This is a genomic window from Microbacterium meiriae, from assembly GCF_032364335.1.
GTDB classification, from domain to species: domain Bacteria; phylum Actinomycetota; class Actinomycetes; order Actinomycetales; family Microbacteriaceae; genus Microbacterium; species Microbacterium meiriae.
On record NZ_CP133984.1, the window covers coordinates 1165912 to 1185451 of the forward strand.

The following is a 19540-nucleotide window of genomic DNA, read 5'->3' on the forward strand; positions in this document are numbered from 1 at the left end:
GCAAGGCGCCCGGTCGGGTCGGCCTCAGGTTCGCGACTCGTGACCCCCTGGTCGACTCGTTCGAATAGCCGGGAATCCCCGGGTCGGGAGTGGGTCGTGACCACACGTTCAGCGCAGCAGTCCACCAGCACCGCGCAGCAGTCCACCCGTCAGACGACGAGACAGGCCGCGGCCGTAGAACCCGATCAGGATCTGCGCACCTACGTCCTCGACACCTCGGTCCTGCTGAGCGATCCGCAGGCGCTCTTCCGCTTCGCGGAGCATTCCGTGGTGCTCCCGGTGGTCGTCATCACCGAACTCGAGGGCAAGCGGCACGACCCGGAGATCGGCTACTTCGCCCGCCAGGCGCTGCGTCACCTCGACGACCTCCGCGTCGAGCACGGCCGCCTCGACTTCCCGGTGGAGGTCGGCGAGGGCGGCACCCTCCGCGTGGAGCTCGGCAACGCCGACCTCTCGGTGCTCCCGGCCGGCATCCGCCTCAGTGACAACGACAGCCGCATCCTCTCCGTGGCGATGCACCTCGCGCAGGACGGCCAGGACGTGACCATCGTGTCGAAGGATCTCCCGATGCGGGTGAAGGCGGCGTCCCTCGGGCTGCGTGCCGAGGAGTATCTCGCGGAGCAGGCCGTCGACTCGGGCTGGACCGGCATCGCCACCCTCGACCTCTCCGGCGATGACATCAGCGACCTCTACGAGAGCGAGGTCGGGATCAGTGAGGACGTGCACGGGCTCCCCGTCAACACCGGCCTCATCATCCACTCCGAGCGCGGATCGGCCCTCGGCCGGGTCACCGGCGACGGCGAGTTCCGGCTCGTCCGCGGGGACCGGGACATCTTCGGCATGCACGGGCGCTCCGCCGAACAGCGCATCGCGATCGACCTGCTCCTCGACCCCGAGGTGGGCATCGTGTCGCTGGGCGGACGCGCGGGCACCGGCAAGTCCGCGCTGGCGCTGTGCGCGGGTCTGGAGGCCGTGCTGGAGAGGCAGCAGCAGAAGAAGATCATCGTGTTCCGTCCGCTGTTCGCCGTCGGAGGCCAGGAGCTCGGATACCTCCCGGGCGACCAGGGGGAGAAGATGAACCCCTGGGGCCAGGCGGTGTACGACACCCTCGGCTCCGTCGTCTCCGGGAACGTCATCGACGAGGTCGTGGAGCGCGGGTTGCTGGAGGTCATGCCGCTCACCCACATCCGCGGACGGTCCCTGCACGACGCCTTCGTGATCGTGGATGAGGCGCAGTCCCTGGAACGGAACGTGCTGCTCACGGTGCTCAGCCGGATGGGCCAGAACTCCCGAGTGATCCTCACCCACGACGTCGGGCAGCGCGACAACCTCCGGGTCGGTCGGCACGACGGCATCGCGAGCGTCATCGAGACCCTCAAGGGACACGGCCTCTTCGGACACGTCACGCTGACCCGCTCGGAGCGCTCCGCCATCGCCGCCCTCGTCACGGACCTCCTGGAGGGCGGCGAGCTCAGCTGACCCGATCCGTGCGGGCGGGCTCTGCACGACCCGGGCCCGCCCGCACGATCGCGTCCCGGCCGCACGATCTCGTCCCGCCTGTTGGCCCCACCGGCCTCTTCGATCGTGCACCCATGTCGGGCTCGTGCACCTGGAGGTCCAGACCCCACGTCACACGAGCCGGTGGATACACGGTCCCGTCGGGATACACGATCTCCCGGATGCACGATCGACGACAGTGGTGGGTCGATCAGGGGTGTTCCGTCGTGCAGGCGTACCCAGCTCGTGCATCCGTCCCGCGGGCCCTCGGACGTCGGTAGCGACACCTGCACGATCCTGCACCGTCGGCCGGCTGCCGGGGCCAGAGGGGTCGTGCACGCGGAACGGGGTCGTGCAGGTGGAACGGGGTCGTGCACGCGGAACGGGGTCGTGCAGGTGGAACGGGGCCGTACGGGCGGAACGGGGCCGTGCGGGCGGAACCGCGGTCAGACGCGGTCGCGGGCCCGGCGCAGAGCCCCTTCGATCGCAGCCTGAACCATGGGCCAGTCGTGCACGACCTGGGCGTAGTCGAAGCGCAGCGTCTCGTACCCGAGTCGCGATGCCGCAGCATCGCGGGAGAGATCGCGGTGACGCATCTCGGGAGCACCGTGGTGCTCGCGGCCGTCGACCTCGATGATGAGGCGACCGTCGACAACGAAATCGACGCGGCCGACACCGGGGATCGAGACCTGCGTCGCGAGGTGGACGCCGAGGATGTGGAGACGGAGGCGCAGGAGGGATTCCAGACCGCTGTCCGCGTCGGAACGGGCGAAGTCCACGAGCCAACGCGCGGACCGGGGCAGCGCGGCGCGGATCCGGGCTCGTGCGGTCCGCCCGATCAGTCCCTGCCGCCAGGCCGACTCGAAGGACACGAAGAAAGCCTCGTCACCCTCGCACACGTGCAGGTGCCGGAGCGCGTCCTCGACAGCCACGATGCCGAACCGGGTGCGCCCCTTGAAATGATGCGGGATGCACCTGCACTCGATGTGCGGGTGCGCGCGGCCGTTGCGACCGAGCCAGACGTGCGGCGCATCGCTCTCCGATAGCACCCAGACTCCGTGGGCACGTAGCGCGGGGCCGCAGCTGATGGCCCCTCCGTGGGCAGCCGCCGTGAGCACCGTCGCGTCGAGGTCGTGGGTTGCGAACACCCCCGCGCGGACCCGATGGATCCGGCCGGCGCGCACCGCGCGGGACAAGGCGGAGCGAGAGATTCCGAAAGCCCCGAGGTCGCGACCGCGGGCGATGCCTCCGAGACGGTGAAGGGTCGAGACGGGATCGAGCATTCGCCGATTCTGCGTCCTCCGGCGTCACGGCGGGGCCCGAAGGACGTCGTGGGGACGAGTCGGGGTGTCCGCGGATCCGTGGAGGAAGAGTCACCTGCACGATCCGGAGCCGCGGGTAGTCCTGATCCGGGGATTCCGTCGTGCAGACGGAACGTGGTCGTGCATCCGAGGTGGGAACGGGGCCGGGACGGGGCCGGAAACGACGGATGCCGCGGGGACCGAGGTCCTCGCGGCATCCGTCGTCGAGCGTGGATCAGCCCGGGTGGGTCATCGATAGCAGGTCGAGCTTCTCGTCCAGCTGCTCGAGGGTGAGCTCGCCGCGCTCGACGTAGCCGAGGTCGATCACGGCGTCGCGCACCGTGATGCCCTTGGCGACCGAGTGCTTGGCGATCTTCGCCGCGGCTTCGTAGCCGATGAGCTTGTTCAGGGGCGTCACGATCGACGGGCTCATACCCGCGAAGGCCGCGGCGCGGTCCAGGTTCGCCTGCAGGCCGTCGATCGTCTTGTCCGCGAGCACCCGCGAGGCGTTCGACAGCAGACGGATCGACTCGAGCACCGCGGTGCCCATGACCGGGATGGCGACGTTCAGCTCGAACGAGCCGGAGGCGCCGGCCCAGGCGACCGTGGCGTCGTTGCCGATGACCCGCGCGCACACCATGAGCACGGCCTCGGGCACGACGGGGTTGACCTTGCCCGGCATGATCGACGACCCCGGCTGGAGGTCGGGGATGTGCAGCTCGCCGAGACCGGTGTTGGGGCCGGAGCCCATCCAGCGCAGGTCGTTGTTGATCTTCGTGAGCGACACGGCGATCGTGCGGAGCGTGCCGGAGGCCTCGACGAGACCGTCGCGGTTCGCCTGCGCCTCGAAGTGGTCCTTCGCCTCGGTGATCGGCAGCTCGGTCTCGGCCGCGAGCAGCTCGATGACCTTCTGCGGGAATCCGAGGGGAGTGTTGATCCCGGTGCCGACGGCGGTGCCGCCCAGGGGCACCTCGGCCACGCGGGGGAGCGCCGACTGCACGCGCTCGATGCCCAGACGGATCTGGCGGGCGTAACCGCCGAACTCCTGGCCGAGCGTGACGGGCGTCGCGTCCATGAGGTGCGTGCGACCGGACTTGACCGCGTCCTTCCAGAGCTCCGCCTTGGCCTCGAGCGCGACCGCGAGGTGGTCGAGCGCGGGGATCAGGGTGTCGATGAGCGCCTGGGTGACGGCGATGTGCACCGAGGTCGGGAACACGTCGTTCGACGACTGCGAGGCGTTCACGTGGTCGTTGGGGTGCACGGTCGAGCCGAGGATGCGGCTCGCGAGCGTCGCCAGGACCTCGTTCATGTTCATGTTCGACGAGGTGCCGGAGCCGGTCTGGTAGGTGTCGACCGGGAACTCGCCGTCGTGTGCGCCGGATGCGACCTGGTCGGCGGCCTGCGCGATGGCATCGGCGATGGCGCCGTCGAGGGTGCCGAGCTCCTTGTTGGCCAGGGCGGCGGCCTTCTTGATACGCGCGAGTGCGGCGATCTGCGTCGACTCCAGGCCCTTGCCGGAGATCGGGAAGTTCTCCACGGCGCGCTGCGTCTGCGCCCCGTAGAGCGCGTTCACGGGCACTCGCACCTCACCCATGGTGTCGTGTTCGATGCGGTACTCGGTGTCGGTCATTCCGAACCCTCCTTGGTTGCGGGGTCGATCCCCTCGGCTTCGATGCCGACCGTGACGACGGGCGCTGCCTCGCCCTCGGCCAGACGATAGTTGGCGCCGACGATGCCGAGACGGCCTTCGGCGACGGCGTTGCTGATGATCTCGGACGACTGCAGCAGGTCGTTGACGGTGTTGCGCAGGTGCTCGCGGCCGACGAGCTCCGCATCGATGTCGGCCACCGTGCCGCCGCCGCTCTCCGCGAGGACCTTGCGGGCGGCAGGGACGATCGGCGCGATGAGCTTCCAGATGTGCGGGGGGAGCGGCTCGGCGTCGATGGCCGTGCCGTCGATGGCGGCACGCACCGCACCGCAGGAGTCGTGCGCGAGGACCACGATGAGCGGCACCTCGAGAACGGCGACCGCGTACTCCAGGCTCGCCACGATCGACTCGCCGATCACCTGTCCGGCGTTGCGCACGACGAACAGGTCGCCGAGGCCGAGGTCGAAGATGATCTCGGCGGCGAGACGGGAGTCCGAGCAGCCGAACAGCGTCGCGACGGGGTGCTGGGCCGCGGTGAGGTCCTTGCGACGGTCGACGTTCTGGTTCGGGTGCTGGGGCTCGTCGCGGACGAAGCGACGGTTGCCGTCCTGCATCTGCTTCCAGGCGGCGGCGGGGGTCAGCGGGTGGGTCATCGGGCCTCCGAGACGGTGCGGATCTGGGGGATGAGCGACTCCGCGAGATCGGCGGTGGAGTCCGCCGACCGGGAGCCGTAGAGGAGCACGTAGTCGTCGCCGGCCTGGGTGCCGAGGGCATAGGTGACGTTCGCTTCTGCGCCGGCGGAGCCGGGCTGGTAGACGTCCCACTCCCGGCCGCCGATGCGCACGGTGTCGGTCGGGGCGACGCCGTTCAGCCGCTGCGGGGCCCAGGAGGCATCGGCGTCGAACGCCTGGGCGAGCTTGATGAATCCGCGCTCATCCTGCGCCGCGGGCGCGAGGGTGACCTCCCAGACCACGGGGGCTCCGCTCTGGAGTTCCGCCGCGTTCACCCGCCAGAACTCGTCCGTCTCGGGAACGATCGCCGGGCTGCCCATGGACGACTCGACGTCGGCGGCGATGGCGGCCACGTCGATCGGCTTCGCCGCGACCGGCTCGCCGCGGGGAACGAGCGCGATGATCACGACGACGACCGCGAGGGTCACCACGAGGGCGGCGACGAGATTGCGGACCGTCTGGCTCGACCGATAGGCCTTGCTCGACGCGGCCTTGCGCGCGGCGGTCTCGTCAGGTGTCTCCGGCCGACCGAGGTCGGCGTTGATCGCGGGGCCCTTGCTCATGACGCGTCGCTCTCGTCGGCGGTGGCGGTGCGAGCGGCCTCGAGCCGGCGCTTCGCGCCGAGCAGCCACTCCTCACAACGGGCGGCCAGGGCCTCGCCGCGCTCCCAGAGTGCGAGCGAGTGCTCGAGGGTCGGTGCCCCCTGTTCGAGCTCGGCGACGACCCGCACGAGCTCGTCACGGGCCGCCTCGAACGACAGCGTGTCCACGGGGGTGTCGTTCACGGCGCTCACTCCTCCATCCTACGTCGTGCCTCGGACACCTCCCGCTCAGGCGTCCTCCGCGATCTCGCCCTCCGAGCGCACCGCCAACGACCCTCGGTCCACCGTGAGCGTCAGCGCACTGCCCGCGGGCGCATCGGCTGCATCGCGGAGGATGACACCGCCCTCGAGGTGTGCGATCGCGTAGCCGCGGGCCAGGGTCGCGGCGGGGGACAGGGCGCGCAGTGAGGCGCGCAACTCGCTGGTCCGGCGACCGGCGTCATCGAGCTGCCGGGTGACCGCGTCGCGGCCACGGGCGAGGAGCAGGAAGGTCTCCTGCGCGCGCGTGTCGATGATCGGAGCGGGCGAGCGCAGCACGGGACGGGACCGCAGCTGCTCCAGCTGGGCGATGTCGTGCGAGAGGCGCTGGGTGAGGCGCGTCGTGGCGCGGGACCGGAGCTGCGCGATGAGCGCGCGCTGCTCCCCGACGTCCGGAACGACGCGCTTGGCGGCGTCGGTCGGCGTCGACGCGCGCAGATCGGCGACGTCGTCGAGGAGGGGATGGTCGTTCTCATGGCCGATGGCGCTGACCACCGGCGTGGAGGCCGCCGCGACGGCGCGGACCAGGCGCTCGTCGCTGAAGCCGAGGAGGGTCTGCGGGTCGCCGCCGCCGCGCGCGATGATGATGACGTCGACCTCGGGGTCTGCGTCGAGACGGGCCAACGCGGCCAGGGTGTCCGGCACGCAGCGGTCGCCCTGCACGGCGGCGTACGCGGTCTTGAACCGTACCTGCGGCCAGCGCAGCTCGGCGTTGCGGTGCACGTCCTTCTCGGCGTCGGAGCGCTCGCCGGTGATGAGGCCGATGACGTGGGGGAGGAACGGCAGGCGCTTCTTGCGGGCGGGGTCGAAGAGGCCCTCCTGGCGGAGCTGCACGCGCAGCCGCTCCAGGCGTTCGAGCTGGTCGCCGAGCCCGACGTGCTTCATGGCGGAGACCGCGAAGCTGAAGTCGCCGGAGCGGACGAAGTAGTCGGCCTTGACGGCGGCGACGACGTGATCGCCCACACCCAGGTCGGCGGGGATGCGGCCGCGCACGCTCGACCAGACGCGGATGGAGATCTGCGCGTCGGAGCGGGTGTCCTTGAGGCGGGCGAAGACGTTCCCGGCGCGGACGTTCCACGAGGTGATCTCGCCCTCGACCCAGACCGTGTTCCAGCGGGCCACGAAGTCGCGGATGGTGGCGTTCAGTCGGGCCACGGACGTCGGCGCCTGGGCGGTGGAGTCGCGCGGGGCCACGGCATCCGCCGGCGGCGTCTCGCCCGGTCCTGTCGCCGCTTCGAAGACTGTCATCTGCTCCCGTTCCTGCCCGCGCGCTCACCGGCCCCGTCCAGCCGCGCGACGGTAGAATCGAGGGGTGACTTCGACTGCCGTTCATCTTCCCGCTCCTCGCATCCCACGAGTGCGCGCCGCGGCCGGGCGGCTTCAGGATAACCCGGTGCCCGGACACAAGCGCGTCCTGCTCGCCGCCCCCCGCGGATACTGTGCAGGGGTGGACCGCGCGGTGGTCGCTGTGGAGAAGGCGCTCGAGCGCTACGGCGCCCCCGTGTACGTCCGCAAGCAGATCGTGCACAACATCCACGTCGTGACGGAGCTGGAGGCCAAGGGGGCCGTCTTCGTCGAAGAGGTCGACGAGGTGCCCGAGGGGGCGCACGTCGTCTTCAGCGCGCACGGCGTCTCCCCGGCCGTCGTCAATGCCGCATCGGACCGCGGCCTGCACGCGATCGACGCGACCTGTCCGCTCGTCACCAAGGTCCACCGCGAGGCCGTGCGCTTCGCCCGGGACGACTTCGAGATCCTGCTCATCGGCCACGACGGCCACGAGGAGGTCGAGGGAACCGCGGGGGAGGCCCCGGACCACGTCACCGTCGTGAACTCGCCGGAAGAGGCCGACACCGTGCAGGTGAAGGACCCGTCGAAGGTCGTGTGGCTGTCGCAGACGACGCTCTCGGTCGACGAGACGATGGAGACGGTGAACAGGCTCCGCACCCGCTTCCCCGAGCTACACAACCCGCCGTCCGACGACATCTGCTACGCCACGCAGAACCGGCAGGTCGCCATCAAGAAGGTCGCCCAGGGCGCCGATCTCGTGATCGTGGTCGGATCGGCCAACTCGTCCAACAGCGTCCGGCTCGTCGAGGTCGCCCTCGAGTATGGCGCCAAGGCCGCCTACCGCGTGGACTACGCCGAGGAGATCCGCCAGGAGTGGCTCGACGGGGTGGAGACCGTGGGCGTCACCAGCGGTGCGTCGGTGCCCGAGGTTCTCGTGCGCGAGGTGCTCGACGCGATCGGCGATGCCGGGTACCGCGACGTGGAAGAGGTCAAGACGGCGGAGGAGGACCTCATGTTCTCGCTGCCGAAGGAGCTCCGTCAGGATGCCGCGGGTCAGCGCGACGCGCGCGCCCTCGGCGGCCGCGCCTCCGCTGGAGGGGGTGCGTAGCGGTGAACGCCGCGGAGGCGGAGCCGACCCTCATCGGGTCCGTGCAACGCGCGCTCCGCCTCGTCGACATCGTCGCCAACTCCCCACGGCCTCTTCCGGCCAAGATACTCTCGTCGATCACGGGACTCACGCCGGGAACGACCTACAACCTCGTGCGCACGCTGGTGCATGAGGGGTATCTGAGCGCAGAGCCGGACGGACTCGTGCTGGGAGGCCGATTTCCGTCGTTCCAGCAGCAGATCGACTCGCGCGGGGTGTTCCTGGCGCGGGTGCGCGCCGCGCTGCGCGCAGTGACGGAGGACGTCGGCGCCACGGCCTACCTCTCCCGATACGCGGACGGGGAGATGCACCTCGTCGACATCGTGGACTCCGTGCGGAATCCGCGCATCGAGCTCTGGGTGGGACTGCACGCCAGTGCCCACGCCACCGCGCTCGGCAAACAGATCCTCGCGGCGCTCTCCGAGGAGGATCGCCTGGACTACCTCTCCCGGCACCGGCTCGAAGAGCTCACGCCGCGGACGATCAGCGATCGGCGGACCCTCCTCACCCAGCTCGAGCAGACGCCGGGGTGGGTGGTCGACCGGGAGGAGTACGCGATCGGCGCGACGTGCGTCGCGGTGCCCGTCATCGCGCCCGGTGTCACGGCGTCGCTGGCGGTCTCCCTGCCCGCCGACCGGGCCGTCGTCAACCGCCGACTGGTGTCGAACCTGCAACGCACGGCGCGGCGGCTCTCGCTGCAGCTGGGGGCGGATGCCCTCGACACCGACGGGCCGGACGCGGAGTTCACCATCTGAATTCCGGGGCCTGGTGCGGGCATCGCGGGTTCCCTATGATCGAAGACGTAGTGGCTGACAACGCCCTACTGATCGCCTACGGCGTCCCCAGCGCCGGCGACCAACGGGATGAGGAGCGTCCCCAGCGCTCCACGTCCGCGGCCCCGAGAAGTCCCCACTTCTCCGGGGCCGCTATCGGTTGGGGCCCGGTTTCCTGAACGGCCCGCTGAGCCCCTGCCGATACCATGGCGGGATGACCGACCAGCGCCCCCGCTACGGGGAACTCGCCACGCCAGAGGAGCAGCGGAGGGCCGCGGGTCTTCCACCCCTGGCGGAGGTGGTCGCACCGACGGCGCCGTCCCCGGCGCCGGCGCCGTCGGCCGCACCGCAGACGTCCGCTCCGGCGCGCCCCCACCCTGTGGACCGGTTCGCGACGATCGCACTCCTCGCCTACGGCCTCGTCAACGTCGTGGTGACCGGTCTGTCCTACCTCGACATCGTTCCCGTCATGAACCAGACCATGGGCATGCTGGGCATCGAGGGCGAGTTCACGAATTACGCCGCGGGCCGCATGTGGGGGACCATGGCCGCCGTGGTGCTCGCTGTCGGCTGGTGCGTCACCGCGGCGCTGTCCATCCGCCGCCTGCGCCGTGGCCGCGTCACATGGTGGCTCCCGGTCGTCGGGGCGGTGGTCACGGTGGGCATCGCCGCCTTCTGTCTCGTCGTACCGATGATGGGCGATCCGGCCTTCATCGCCTACCTCGACCAGGCGACCGGGACCCGCTGACGCCGCGCGCAGACACGAAAGGGGCCCGGCATGATGCCGGGCCCCTTCGTGTGCGTGCGGACGGTCAGCTCTTCGACTGGCCGTACGAGCCGAGCTGACGGGTCGACTCGACCACGCGGGCGGCCATGGCCGTCTCGGCGATCTTGCCCCAGGCGCGCGGGTCGTACTGCTTCTTGTTGCCGACCTCGCCGTCGACCTTCAGCACGCCGTCGTAGTTCTTGAACATGTAGTCGGCGATGGCACGGGTGTAGGCGTACTGCGTGTCGGTGTCGATGTTCATCTTGATGACACCGTTGGCGACCGCGAGCGCGATCTCCTCGTCGGTCGAACCGGAGCCGCCGTGGAAGACGAGGTCGAGGGGCTTGGCGCCGGTGTTGTACTTCGCGGCGACCTCGGCCTGGATCTCGCCGAGCAGCTCGGGCCGCAGCTTCACGCCGCCCGGCTTGTACACGCCGTGCACGTTTCCGAAGGTGAGGGCGGCGATGTACCGGCCCTGCTCGCCGAGGCCCAGTGCCTGCACGGCCTGGTCCACGTCGGCGAAGGTCGTGTAGAGGGCCTCGTTCGAGCCCTCGTGCTGCACGCCGTCCTCCTCGCCGCCGACGACGCCGATCTCGACCTCGAGGATGGCGTTGATGGCCTTCATGCGGGGGAGCAGCTCCTTGGCGATCTCGATGTTCTCGGCGAGCGGGACCGCCGAGCCGTCCCACATGTGGGACTGGAAGATCGGGTTGCGGCCGGCCTTGACCTCTTCCTCCGAGGCGGCGATGAGCGGCTCGACGAAGCCCGCGAGGGCGTCCTTCGGGCAGTGGTCGGTGTGCAGGGCGACGGTGACCGGGTAGTTCTTGGCGACCTCGGTGGCGTAGCGGGCGAAGGCGAGGGCGCCGGTCGCGCGCGCCTTGACCGTGTGGCCGGCGAAGTAGTCGGCGCCACCGGTGGTGACCTGGATGATGCCGTCGGAGCCGGCCTCGGTCAGGCCCTGGAGGACGGCGTTGATCGTCTGCGAGCTCGAGACGTTGAACGCGGGGTACGCGAAGCCGCCTGCCTTCGCGCGGTCGAGCATGTCGGCGTACTGATCCGGGGTGGCGACGGGCATGAGAACTCCTGCGGTAGGTGAAGCCGGGACAGCTGCCACTCTATCGGGGCGGGTGTGCGGCGTCGGCAGGGCGAGGCACGCCGTGGCGGTGGGTCTCCTTCGTCGGTGTTAAGAACCGCGATTTCTTCATAGCCTGCGAGCGGAAAACGAGCCGATCGGTGCCCTCCTCGCGGCTAGGCTGGGAATCATGGTGAGTCTGACTGCCGACCTGAGTCCGCTGCGTCCCGACCGCAACCTCGCGATGGAGTTGGTGCGCGCGACCGAGGCGGCGGCGATCCGAGCCGTGCCGTTCATCGGCCGCGGTGCGAAGGAGGCCGCTGACGGTGCGGCCGTCGACGCCATGCGAGCCTTCCTCGGGACGGTCGACTTCCAGGGCCGCGTGGTGATCGGCGAGGGCGAGAAGGACAACGCCCCGATGCTCTTCAACGGCGAGGTCGTCGGGACCGGTCGCGGACCCCTCTGCGACATCGCGGTGGACCCCATCGACGGCACGTCGCTGACCGCCGCCGGGCGGCAGAACGCCCTCTCGGTGATCGCCGTGTCCGACCGCGACACGATGCTCGACGCCTCCAGCGTCTTCTACATGGACAAGCTCGTCACGGGGCCCGCCGGTGTCGGTGTGGTGGACATCCGTCTCCCCATCGGCGAGAACATCCGCAAGCTCGCCGGTGCGCTGGACAAGCCGGTGGACGAGATCGTCGTGTCGGTGCTCAACCGCCCCCGGCACGAGCAGCTCATCCAGGAGATCCGCGATGCCGGGGCCGGGACCCGCCTCATGAGCGACGGCGATGTCGCCGGCGGCATCAACGCCGCCCGGCACGACGCCCGTACCGACATGTGCGTGGGGGTCGGCGGCAGCCCCGAGGGCATCGTCACCGCGTGTGCGATCAAGGCCCTCGGCGGTCATATCCAGGGTCGGCTCTGGCCGCGGGACGACGACGAGCGCCAGCGCGGCATCGACGCGGGGCTCGACATGGACAAGGTCTACGAAGCCGACGACCTGGTGCAGGGGAACAACACGATCTTCGTCGCAACGGGTGTCACGGACGGCCAGCTCGTGGCCGGTGTGCGGCGCGAGCGCGGCTACGTCTACACCGAGAGCGTGGTCCTGCGAGGAGCCTCCGGAACTCTGCGCCGCATCGCGTCGGAGCACCTCGTCTCGAAGTGGCTGTGAGGCCTCTCCCGCGGTGATGATCGTGGGCAGGATTCCCGCCATCGTTACCGACCCGGTATCGCCTCCTCCACGGGTCGGCCCCGGTTCGGCGAGCCGTCGTGTCACAATTGTCACTGGGTTTGTCGCCGTCGACGGAGCCGCCAGGCACCGCAGGCACAGGAGGGCGAACGCATGACAACGCAGCACACGAGCGGCTCGAAGAGCGCCGCGCCGACCAAGATCATCACGACGAACACCGGACGCATCCTCCGGGTGAGCGCCGATGCCGAAGCGGCGGCCGTGGCCCCGCCGGCACCCGTCGCGCAGCCGGCCGTCGACCCGGCTCGGCGCGCCGACGTGCTGTTCCGCGTCCGCCGTGCCGAGGGGCACGAGGTCAGTGCCTGGTGGATGATCGGCGCCTTCCTCGCTACGAGCGGCCTCGTCATCCTGCTGCTCAGCGGCGTTCCCGGCGTCGCCTGACGCCCTCGCGGCCGGTCGATCCGGTCGCTCCCGCTGTCAGTCCTCCCGGTCGGGAAGCGCGGCGGCATGATCCAGACGCGCGCGGACCTCGCCGACATCAGCCTGCATCGCGTCGGCGGCGTCTTCGGCCTCGGTCGGGACCAGGAGCTCCGGCGCGGTGAAGCGCCGTCCGTCCGCGGTGATCGCCGGCACCGGTGCCAAGGCCTCCGCATCGACGCCGGGGAACTGGCGGGCGGTGACGAGAACCCGGGACTCCAGCGATCCGGCGAAGCGGTTGTAGCTGTCGACCGTGCGCTCGATCGCCCGACGGAGGTCGTCGGCATGACCCGCGAGCGTGCCGAGGCGCTCGTACAGCTGTGTGCCGAGTGCCAGCAGTGACCGGGCCTCGGTGGACACCTCCTGTTGGGTCCACGTGTAGGCGACCGTCTTGAGGACCGCCCAGAGGTTCACGGGGGAGGCGAGCGCCACGCGGCGGCTGAAGGCGTAGTCGAGCAGCGTCGGGTCCTCGTCGATGGCGGCGGCCAGCAGCGACTCGCTCGGCAGGAAGCAGATGACGAACTCCGGGCTCGCGTCGAGGCCTGACCAGTAGGCCTTCTTGGCGAGGGCGTCGACGTGCGCGCGGACCGCACGGACGTGTTTCTGCATGTGGGCACGACGCTGCGGTTCGTGGGCGTCGCCTGCGGGCAGCGCCGACGCCTCGAGATAGGCGTCGAGCGGCACCTTCGCGTCCACGGCGATCGACGTGCCGCCCGGCAGGCGGACCACCATGTCGGGGCGCCCCTGGCCGCGGTCGGAGGTGATCGTCGCCTGCAGGTCGAAGTCGACGTGCCTGGTCAGCCCCGCGGCCTCGACGACGCGTCGCAGCTGGGTCTCGCCCCAGACGCCGCGCGTGGAGGTGGATCGCAGCGCGCCGGCGAGCGACTCGGTGGTGGCACGGAGCGCTTCATCGGACTCCTGGGCGCGCCGGAGCTGCTCGGCGAGCGTGCCGAACTGCGCCTGCCGCTCGCTCTCGATCGCGGCGACCTTGGACTGCATCTGCTGGAGGCTCTCGCGCACCGGCGCCAGAGCCTGCAGCACGGCGTTCTGCTGCTGGACGCGCTGCGCTTCCGCGCGCTGCTCCGAGCGGGCGTGTTCGACCGCGTCCCGGTAGAGGTCGTACTGGCGGTCGCGGTCGTCTCGCGCGGCCGCGAGCTCAGCCTGCATGCGCGCGATGTCGGCGGCGCTCCGTCCGGCTCGGAGGAACCAGCCGAGAGCGACACCCGCGGCGAGGGCCACGAGCAGGAGAACGATCGACAGGGCATCCATGGCTCCATGATGCCGAGGGCCTCCGACATCGCCGGGAGGCGGCGAGGCGCGTCAGGCGACGGCGCGCTCCAGCGCCGGCACGGCGGGCTCGGTGACGCGCAGACCGAGGGCGTCGGCGAGCCCGAAGACGTCGAAGGCGCCGGCGCGGGCGGCCGCGTCGACGATGATCTGTGCGCAAGCGAGCGCATCCGCGAGCGCGTCGTGATGCGAGAACTCCGCGTACCCGGCCGCCGCGGCGGCGAGCGGAAGGCGGTACGAGTCGAGCTGATAGGTCTTCCGCGCCACCTGAAGGCTGCACAGCGAACGGTACGGCGGGCAGATCTGGCCCGTGACCTCCGTCGCCCGACGCAACACGTTGAGGTCGAAGCCGGCGTTGTGGGCCACGAGCACGTCGGCTCCGGCGAAGGCGCAGAGCCGGTCGAACTGGTCGACCCACGTGGCCGCCGAGAGCACGTGCTCGGGGCGGATGCCGTGGATGCGGACGTTCCACTCCTGGAACTCGTCGTGCCCGGGCGGAGGCTGGATCAGCCAGTTCGCGGTGGCGACGACCTTCCCGTCCCGCACCCGCACGAGTCCCACGGAACACGCGGATGCCGGGCTGGAGTTCGCGGTCTCGAAGTCGATCGCAGTGAAGTCCAGTGGCACGTCCTCACTCTCTCCCGGGCCTCCGACGTCGCTGTGCAGGCTCGCCGTATGCTGGCCACATGGCGGACGAACTGGCGAGGTCCTTCGGTGCGGCGGCCGGAAGCTACGAGGCCGGACGGCCCGAGTACCCGTTCGAGGCGGTCGCCTGGATGTTGGAACCGATGGCGGACGGTGCGCGTCGGGTCGCCGACGTCGGCGCCGGGACCGGCAAGCTCACGCGGGCGCTCGTCGCGGCTGCGGACGCCGAGGTCGTGGCGATCGACCCGGACCCCGCGATGCTCGCCGCGCTTCGCGAGGCCGTACCAGGGGTCCCCACGTTCGTCGGGACCGCCGAGGAGCTCCCACTGCCGGACGCGAGCGTGGACGCCGTGGTGCTCGGCCAGGCATGGCACTGGGTCGAGCCCGTCGCCGCATCCGCGGAGATCGGTCGTGCGGTGCGGCCGGGCGGTGTACTGGGACTCGTCTGGAATCTCCGCGACGAGCGCGTGGACTGGGTGCGGCGGCTCACCGACATCATGCATGGCAGCAATGCCGAGATCATGCTCGCGGCCGGCGACCCCGTGGTGGCGGAGCCGTTCGGCTCCTTGGCCCAGGAACGCTGGGAGTGGTCGCGCCCCATGACGCGGGAGCTCCTGCACCGCATGGCCGCGTCACGCAGCGCCGTGATCACCGCCGACGAGGCCGAGAAGGACCGGATCCGTGGCGAGATGGACGCGCTGTTCGACGAGCTCGGCCTGCACGGGGACGACACGGTCGAGGTGCCGTACGTGACGAGGGCGTTCCGCGCGACCCGCGGCTGAACAGGCACCCGCGCCGCATCAGGCGCTTTTCGCGCACTCCCGCCTGATCCCGCGTGAGCGCTTGCCCTCCGCGGGGGTGAGGCGGGGGAGGGCGGCGTAGGTAGACTCATACCCCGTGGCTCTCACTATCGGAATCGTCCGTGGCGGCAACGTCTAAGTGGGGCAAACGGCCATCTGATTCAGGCGCTCGCGGTTACGCCGCCAGAATGCTCACTCCTCGATGGAGCAGCGAGTGCCGGTGCCAAACCACCCATCTGTGTTCCAGTGCCACTCGTCAGGTGTATAGCTGTCGAAGTGGATCTTTACCGATGCGAAGACGGACGCACCGATGACGAGCGAGTCCCAATCTTGAGCAGGCGGGGCGAAGTGCACCACGGCGCCCTCGGAGGAGGCGGCGAGGGCCTCGGTCGGCTGCAACTCGATGGCCTCGTCTTCGTCTTCGGAGGCATAGAAGTAGGCGTCCCAGTCATCCGCGTCCGGCCTGCAGGTGACGTAGTCTAGTGAGCCATCCGAGTTGACTCGCACAGCGGAGGCATCCGTGACAGTGCAGCCCGCGAGGGCGAGCGCACCACTGACCGCGCCGGATGCAACGGCGAGTCCTCTGCGCTTTTGCATGAAGATCACGGTACCCGGGCCGACGTCACCTCCCGTCTGCCGATGCTCGATCGTTACGACGTAAGGCCAGTCGGCGCTCAGTGCTTGTCCCGCGAACCCGTCAGAGACCCGCGGCATGACCTCGTAAACTGAGGATCACCATGCCAAACTTATCGATCGGTATCGTCGGCCTGCCCAACGTCGGCAAGTCCACCCTCTTCAACGCCCTCACCAAGAACGACGTGCTCGCGGCGAACTACCCGTTCGCGACGATCGAGCCGAACGTCGGCGTGGTGAACCTGCCCGACCCGCGGCTCGAGAAGCTCGCCGAGATCTTCGGGAGCGAGCGCATCCTGCCCGCCGCCGTGTCGTTCGTCGACATCGCGGGCATCGTCCGAGGGGCGAGTGAGGGGGAGGGGCTGGGCAACCAGTTCCTCGCGAACATCCGGGAGGCCGACGCGATCGCCCAGGTCGTGCGTGGGTTCTCCGACGACGACGTCGTGCACGTCGACGGTGCCGTGAACCCGGCGTCGGACATGGAGACCATCAACGCGGAGCTCATGCTCGCCGACCTGCAGACCGTCGAGAAGGCCATCACGCGGTACGAGAAGGAGGTGCGGGGCAAGAAGATCGACCCGTCGGTTCTCGAAGCCGCGAAGGCCGCCAAGGAAGCGCTGGAGCGCGGGATTCTGCTCTCCACCAGCGGCCTCGATCTCGAGCCGATCCGCGAACTCGGACTCCTGACGGTCAAGCCCGTCATCTTCGTCTTCAATGTCGACGAGTCCGTGCTGACCGACGACGCGCGCAAGGCCGAGCTCGCCGCCCTCGTCGCGCCGGCGCAGGCGATCTTCCTCGACGCGAAGATCGAGTCCGAACTCAAGGACCTCGACCCCGAGGACGCCGCCGAGCTCCTCGCTTCGACGGGGCAGGACGAGTCGGGCCTCGACCAGCTCGCCCGCATCGGCTTCGACACGCTCGGCCTGCAGACCTACCTCACCGCAGGTCCGAAGGAAGCCCGCGCCTGGACCATCCCCAAGGGGTCGAAGGCTCCGCAGGCCGCCGGCGTCATCCACACCGACTTCGAGAAGGGCTTCATCAAGGCCGAGATCGTGTCGTTCGACGACCTCGTCGAGACCGGTTCCGTGCAGGAGGCCCGTGCCAAGGGCAAGGCGCGCCTGGAGGGCAAGGACTACGTCATGCAGGACGGCGACGTCGTGGAGTTCCGCTTCAACAACTGAGGCAGCCGGGCCGGGCGAACACCGCTCAGCCATCGAACCGCCCCGGCGAGCGGCTCGAGCTGTCAGCAGCGGACCGGGACGCGGCGAGGCGCCCAGGGTCAGAGGGCTGATCGGGAGAGAGCACGGACCGACGCGCGCGGTCGGAGGCCCACCGTGATGAGGTGGATCGCGAACCAGATCTCGAAGGCGAAGATCGGCAGGGCGCAGAGCCCGGCGACCGTCCCACCCTGCGGGATCATGTCGAACAGCTGTGCGGAGTTGCTCGCGAGTACCAGTGTGCCGCCGATGAGACCGAGCGCCGCCAGCGCGCGCGGGACGAGGCCGGTGGTGAACAGCAGCCACCCCAGGATGATCGTGTTCGCGCTGATCACCAGCCCCTGACCGACGAGGAAGGCGGCAGTGTGGAGCGCGACGAGTGTCTCCGCCATCGGTCCGGTCGCGGTCGTCGCCTGCAGCGCGAGCATCGGGAGTGTACCTGCCGCGATGAGGGCGGCTTCGAGGGCTCGCAGCGCAGCGAAGGCGGCCGCCCGGGCGGTACCGACCTGGCCCAGCAGGAGCCACAGGAGGATGCCGGTTCCGAGACATCCGCCGGCGAGGAGGAGCTCCACAGCGACGCCTCCGGTCAGTGCGCCCCCCGCGTATGCCGCGACCGCTGCGATCGAGGTGGCGTGGGTAACGAGGTAAAGGATGCCCGCGATGCGAGCGTATGTGCGGGAGCGGTCGGGCATGACATTCCTTGAGCTAGAGGTATACGCCGTACACCGACGCGCTCCTCACCCTAGGTATACGCTGTAGACGTGTCAAGTTCTCCCGTCCGCCGCCCGCTCGACCGCGAGCAGGTCCTGGCTGCGGCCGCCGCCCTGGCGGACGAAATCGGTCTCGAGCGCACGAGCATGAGGCGGGTCGCGGACGAGCTCGGGGTCACCGCGATGGCGCTCTACAAGCACGTCGCGAATCGCGAGGAGCTGATCGACGGCATGCTCGACAGGCTCGTGGCGAGCATCGGCGTCCCGGCGGGTGGTCTTCCATGGCAGGACGCGCTCCGGGAGCGCATCGGCTCGGCCCGCATGGTGATGGGCGCGCACCCATGGGCGCAGGCGGCGATCGAGACCAGGGCGGCGGCGACACCGACGGTGCTGGGGTACATGGACTCGCTCATGAACATCATGTTCGACGGGGGGCTGTCCGCGGACCTCGTGCATCACGCCATGCATGCGTTGAGCACGCGGATGTGGGGGATCACGCGGGACGTGCTGCCCACCCCCGAGGTCCCGGCGGATCCTGCGGTGCGTGCCCGGGCTCTTTCGGAGTTCGCCGTCTCATACCCCGCGATCGTGAGGATGGCGACGACCGCCCCGCACGCCGGCGCCGCGTGTGACGACGACGCGGAGTTCGCCTTCGCGCTGGACCTCCTGATCGACGGATTCGCGCGACTGCATGAGCAGGGGTGGAGTTCCGCTCGCTGAACGCCCCGCTAGTGCCGGACCCCGGCTCCGGGCCCGTGGCGATCCTCGAACTCACGGAGCGCGCGCCTTGCGCGGCGGGTCTCGACGATACCGACGATGATCCCCGCGGTGAACACGATGATGCTGAGAACGCGCCACAACCCGGCGGGCGCGTCGAGGAGGAAAGCGACCGTCCAGCCGACCGTCATCACCGAGGAGAACACGATCGCGTAGACGCCCCAGTTCCGCCGCCGCTCCAGCGCCATGCGCTGCTGGATGAGCGACGGCTCCGGTCCGCCCGCGGGCCGGCTCATACCCGGAGCGAGGCGCCCTCGCCGCTGCCGGCAGGGATCGGGACCGCAGCGCCGGAGCGGGTGCGGAACCACAGGGTGAGTTCGAACAAGGCGCGCTCCATGGTGGAGGAGTCCGCGCCGTCGACGAGGTCGTCGAAGGAGTCGCGGAAGCCTGTGGGGGCGGCCGCGCTCCCACCGCGGAACGACCGGTAGCCCATCGACCAGTCGGAGAAGAGCCGGGTGGTGATCGGCGTCTCCAGGAGGATGCGCATCGCGCGGTGACGCGGATCGTCCGCGATCGTGTCGACGAGTCGGCGTACGGCCTCGACCGGTCCTTCGAGGACCTGGAGGAAGCGTCCCTGACGGAACAGGAGGAGACCGGTGATGTCGCGGGCCGCATTCGACCGACGGCACTGCTCCAGAAGCTGCTCCAGGGCGGTCTCACGGAACGGCTGCGCCGCCGTGCTGGTGTAGACGAGGCGGAGCAACCCGTCGGTCATGGC

The 19540-nt window shown here is 70.0% G+C and carries 22 protein-coding genes; 9 read left to right on the forward strand and 13 right to left on the reverse strand.

The window, feature by feature from the left end; translation table 11 throughout:
• Positions 1-96: 96 nt before the first annotated feature.
• On the forward strand, positions 97-1479 hold the full coding sequence (gene phoH2, locus RI211_RS05550; protein WP_396654914.1) for an RNA 5'-3' helicase PhoH2: 1383 nt from the start codon (positions 97-99) through the stop codon (positions 1477-1479).
• 464 nt (positions 1480-1943) lie between these two features.
• On the opposite strand, the gene RI211_RS05555 is transcribed toward phoH2, so the two are convergent.
• The 6 genes from RI211_RS05555 to xseA all read right to left on the reverse strand — a co-directional run bounded on the left by RI211_RS05555 (position 1944) and on the right by xseA (position 7284).
• Positions 1944-2780 carry a type IV toxin-antitoxin system AbiEi family antitoxin domain-containing protein gene (locus RI211_RS05555; RefSeq protein WP_315638496.1) on the reverse strand — a complete coding sequence of 279 codons (837 nt, stop codon included), beginning with the start codon at positions 2778-2780 and terminating at the stop codon, positions 1944-1946.
• 253 nt (positions 2781-3033) lie between these two features.
• Entirely contained in the window at positions 3034-4428 is a 1395-nt protein-coding gene (locus tag RI211_RS05560; RefSeq protein ID WP_315638495.1) for a class II fumarate hydratase, read from the reverse strand.
• Entirely contained in the window at positions 4425-5099 is a 675-nt protein-coding gene (locus RI211_RS05565; protein WP_268777783.1) for a carbonic anhydrase, read from the reverse strand. The genes RI211_RS05560 and RI211_RS05565 overlap by 4 nt, the downstream gene beginning before the upstream one ends.
• A complete protein-coding gene (locus tag RI211_RS05570; protein WP_315638494.1) occupies positions 5096-5740 on the reverse strand; it encodes a DUF4245 family protein in 645 nt (214 codons plus the stop codon). Before RI211_RS05570 ends, RI211_RS05565 begins: the two co-directional genes overlap by 4 nt.
• The gene (locus tag RI211_RS05575; RefSeq protein ID WP_187663600.1) at positions 5737-5970 is read right to left on the reverse strand and encodes an exodeoxyribonuclease VII small subunit; all 234 of its coding nucleotides are present in this window, start codon (positions 5968-5970) and stop codon (positions 5737-5739) included. Before RI211_RS05575 ends, RI211_RS05570 begins: the two co-directional genes overlap by 4 nt.
• 36 nt (positions 5971-6006) lie before the next feature.
• On the reverse strand, positions 6007-7284 hold the full coding sequence (gene xseA / locus RI211_RS05580) for an exodeoxyribonuclease VII large subunit (RefSeq protein WP_315638493.1): 1278 nt from the start codon (positions 7282-7284) through the stop codon (positions 6007-6009).
• Between the two features lie 100 nt (positions 7285-7384).
• On the opposite strand from xseA, the gene RI211_RS05585 reads away from it, so the two are divergent.
• The 3 genes from RI211_RS05585 to RI211_RS05595 all read left to right on the forward strand — a co-directional run bounded on the left by RI211_RS05585 (position 7385) and on the right by RI211_RS05595 (position 9991).
• A complete protein-coding gene (locus tag RI211_RS05585) occupies positions 7385-8431 on the forward strand; it encodes a 4-hydroxy-3-methylbut-2-enyl diphosphate reductase (protein ID WP_315638507.1) in 1047 nt (348 codons plus the stop codon).
• Between the two features lie 2 nt (positions 8432-8433).
• A complete protein-coding gene (locus RI211_RS05590; protein ID WP_315638492.1) occupies positions 8434-9225 on the forward strand; it encodes an IclR family transcriptional regulator in 792 nt (263 codons plus the stop codon).
• Between the two features lie 232 nt (positions 9226-9457).
• Positions 9458-9991 carry a DUF6264 family protein gene (locus RI211_RS05595; protein WP_315638491.1) on the forward strand — a complete coding sequence of 178 codons (534 nt, stop codon included), beginning with the start codon at positions 9458-9460 and terminating at the stop codon, positions 9989-9991.
• A gap of 64 nt (positions 9992-10055) precedes the next feature.
• On the opposite strand, the gene fbaA is transcribed toward RI211_RS05595, so the two are convergent.
• Positions 10056-11084: a class II fructose-bisphosphate aldolase gene (fbaA, locus tag RI211_RS05600; RefSeq protein WP_187663604.1), complete on the reverse strand. Its 1029-nt coding sequence runs from the start codon at positions 11082-11084 to the stop codon at positions 10056-10058.
• 187 nt (positions 11085-11271) lie between these two features.
• On the opposite strand from fbaA, the gene glpX reads away from it, so the two are divergent.
• Together glpX and RI211_RS05610 are read left to right on the forward strand one after the other, a co-directional pair.
• The gene (gene glpX / locus RI211_RS05605) at positions 11272-12258 is read left to right on the forward strand and encodes a class II fructose-bisphosphatase (RefSeq protein WP_060922697.1); all 987 of its coding nucleotides are present in this window, start codon (positions 11272-11274) and stop codon (positions 12256-12258) included.
• 171 nt (positions 12259-12429) lie between these two features.
• A complete protein-coding gene (locus tag RI211_RS05610) occupies positions 12430-12717 on the forward strand; it encodes a hypothetical protein (protein ID WP_187663605.1) in 288 nt (95 codons plus the stop codon).
• 36 nt (positions 12718-12753) lie between these two features.
• On the opposite strand, the gene RI211_RS05615 is transcribed toward RI211_RS05610, so the two are convergent.
• Positions 12754-14022: a DNA recombination protein RmuC gene (locus RI211_RS05615; RefSeq protein ID WP_315638489.1), complete on the reverse strand. Its 1269-nt coding sequence runs from the start codon at positions 14020-14022 to the stop codon at positions 12754-12756.
• A gap of 51 nt (positions 14023-14073) precedes the next feature.
• Complete coding sequence (locus RI211_RS05620; protein WP_315638487.1) at positions 14074-14667, reverse strand: exonuclease domain-containing protein; 594 nt, start codon at positions 14665-14667, stop codon at positions 14074-14076.
• Positions 14668-14726: 59 nt separating this feature from the next.
• Between RI211_RS05620 and RI211_RS05625 the strand changes: the two genes are divergently transcribed.
• The gene (locus RI211_RS05625; RefSeq protein WP_315638486.1) at positions 14727-15467 is read left to right on the forward strand and encodes a class I SAM-dependent methyltransferase; all 741 of its coding nucleotides are present in this window, start codon (positions 14727-14729) and stop codon (positions 15465-15467) included.
• Between the two features lie 210 nt (positions 15468-15677).
• Here RI211_RS05625 and RI211_RS05630 read toward each other — a convergent pair whose 3' ends face one another.
• Entirely contained in the window at positions 15678-16082 is a 405-nt protein-coding gene (locus tag RI211_RS05630) for a hypothetical protein (protein WP_315638484.1), read from the reverse strand.
• A gap of 140 nt (positions 16083-16222) precedes the next feature.
• On the opposite strand from RI211_RS05630, the gene ychF reads away from it, so the two are divergent.
• Complete coding sequence (gene ychF, locus RI211_RS05635; protein WP_315638483.1) at positions 16223-17299, forward strand: redox-regulated ATPase YchF; 1077 nt, start codon at positions 16223-16225, stop codon at positions 17297-17299.
• A 98-nt stretch (positions 17300-17397) separates the two neighbouring features.
• On the opposite strand, the gene RI211_RS05640 is transcribed toward ychF, so the two are convergent.
• Entirely contained in the window at positions 17398-18027 is a 630-nt protein-coding gene (locus tag RI211_RS05640) for a DUF4386 domain-containing protein (RefSeq protein ID WP_315638482.1), read from the reverse strand.
• Positions 18028-18096: 69 nt separating this feature from the next.
• Between RI211_RS05640 and RI211_RS05645 the strand changes: the two genes are divergently transcribed.
• Positions 18097-18765, forward strand: a complete 669-nt coding sequence (locus RI211_RS05645) for a TetR/AcrR family transcriptional regulator C-terminal domain-containing protein (protein ID WP_315638481.1) — start codon at positions 18097-18099, stop codon at positions 18763-18765.
• 8 nt (positions 18766-18773) lie between these two features.
• Here the strand turns inward: RI211_RS05645 and RI211_RS05650 are convergent, their stop codons facing one another.
• Both RI211_RS05650 and RI211_RS05655 read right to left on the reverse strand, forming a co-directional pair.
• Complete coding sequence (locus RI211_RS05650) at positions 18774-19058, reverse strand: hypothetical protein (protein ID WP_315638480.1); 285 nt, start codon at positions 19056-19058, stop codon at positions 18774-18776.
• Entirely contained in the window at positions 19055-19537 is a 483-nt protein-coding gene (locus tag RI211_RS05655; RefSeq protein WP_315638479.1) for a BLUF domain-containing protein, read from the reverse strand. The genes RI211_RS05650 and RI211_RS05655 overlap by 4 nt, the downstream gene beginning before the upstream one ends.
• Positions 19538-19540: the final 3 nt, after the last annotated feature.

What these genes read in the sequence shown, in the direction of transcription:
- RI211_RS05555 (WP_315638496.1), bottom strand. Translation starts at nt 2,780, where the DNA reads ATGCTCGATCCCGTCTCGACCCTTCACCGTCTCGGAGGCATCGCCCGC.
- RI211_RS05560 (WP_315638495.1), bottom strand. Translation starts at nt 4,428, where the DNA reads ATGACCGACACCGAGTACCGCATCGAACACGACACCATGGGTGAGGTG.
- RI211_RS05565 (WP_268777783.1), bottom strand. Translation starts at nt 5,099, where the DNA reads ATGACCCACCCGCTGACCCCCGCCGCCGCCTGGAAGCAGATGCAGGAC.
- RI211_RS05570 (WP_315638494.1), bottom strand. Translation starts at nt 5,740, where the DNA reads ATGAGCAAGGGCCCCGCGATCAACGCCGACCTCGGTCGGCCGGAGACA.
- xseA (WP_315638493.1), bottom strand. Translation starts at nt 7,284, where the DNA reads ATGACAGTCTTCGAAGCGGCGACAGGACCGGGCGAGACGCCGCCGGCG.
- RI211_RS05595 (WP_315638491.1), top strand. Translation starts at nt 9,458, where the DNA reads ATGACCGACCAGCGCCCCCGCTACGGGGAACTCGCCACGCCAGAGGAG.
- fbaA (WP_187663604.1), bottom strand. Translation starts at nt 11,084, where the DNA reads ATGCCCGTCGCCACCCCGGATCAGTACGCCGACATGCTCGACCGCGCG.
- glpX (WP_060922697.1), top strand. Translation starts at nt 11,272, where the DNA reads ATGGTGAGTCTGACTGCCGACCTGAGTCCGCTGCGTCCCGACCGCAAC.
- RI211_RS05610 (WP_187663605.1), top strand. Translation starts at nt 12,430, where the DNA reads ATGACAACGCAGCACACGAGCGGCTCGAAGAGCGCCGCGCCGACCAAG.
- RI211_RS05615 (WP_315638489.1), bottom strand. Translation starts at nt 14,022, where the DNA reads ATGGATGCCCTGTCGATCGTTCTCCTGCTCGTGGCCCTCGCCGCGGGT.
- RI211_RS05625 (WP_315638486.1), top strand. Translation starts at nt 14,727, where the DNA reads ATGGCGGACGAACTGGCGAGGTCCTTCGGTGCGGCGGCCGGAAGCTAC.
- RI211_RS05630 (WP_315638484.1), bottom strand. Translation starts at nt 16,082, where the DNA reads ATGCAAAAGCGCAGAGGACTCGCCGTTGCATCCGGCGCGGTCAGTGGT.
- ychF (WP_315638483.1), top strand. Translation starts at nt 16,223, where the DNA reads ATGCCAAACTTATCGATCGGTATCGTCGGCCTGCCCAACGTCGGCAAG.
- RI211_RS05640 (WP_315638482.1), bottom strand. Translation starts at nt 18,027, where the DNA reads ATGCCCGACCGCTCCCGCACATACGCTCGCATCGCGGGCATCCTTTAC.
- RI211_RS05650 (WP_315638480.1), bottom strand. Translation starts at nt 19,058, where the DNA reads ATGAGCCGGCCCGCGGGCGGACCGGAGCCGTCGCTCATCCAGCAGCGC.
- RI211_RS05655 (WP_315638479.1), bottom strand. Translation starts at nt 19,537, where the DNA reads ATGACCGACGGGTTGCTCCGCCTCGTCTACACCAGCACGGCGGCGCAG.